The following is a 527-nucleotide window of genomic DNA, read 5'->3' on the forward strand; positions in this document are numbered from 1 at the left end:
CATCTCTTCGCCAATTTCTTTACGCATATTCATTAAGCGAATAGCCGATTGCTCTAGAGCCTTGTCTTCATCAGATTCAGGAATCCACTTAGGTACATCGGTAGGTTTACCGCTTTCATCTACGGCTACCATAATCACGATACAGTGCGTAGTTAAACGATTTTTCATCTGTTTTGGATCGCTAGCTTGAACATCAATGGCGATGTGCATTGAGCTTCGACCGGTGTAAATGACTTTCGCGCTAACTTCCACAAGGTTGCCAACATGAATAGGTGCAACAAAACGAATCCCACCCGCATAGGCAGTAATGCAGTATTTTCCACTCCAAGCGGCACTGCATGCATAAGCGGCTAAGTCGATCCATTTCATTACAGCGCCGCCGTGAACCTTTCCGCCAAAATTAACGTCGCCAGGTTCTGCTAAAAAACGAAGGGTAATATCTCTTTGACCACTGCTCATCTGTCATTCCTTTGTGAGTTATTGTTCTGACAATGTAGCAGCAAGCGTTTGTGACGGGAATAGGGCGA

1 protein-coding gene is annotated in these 527 nt (G+C 45.2%); it reads right to left on the reverse strand.

The window, feature by feature from the left end:
• Nucleotides 1-459, reverse strand: a 459-nt coding sequence (locus tag R7Q11_RS29090) for an acyl-CoA thioesterase (RefSeq protein ID WP_225467334.1), incomplete at its 3' end; no start/stop codon positions are given.
• Nucleotides 460-527: the final 68 nt, after the last annotated feature.

This window comes from Vibrio sp. 970 (assembly GCF_033339075.1).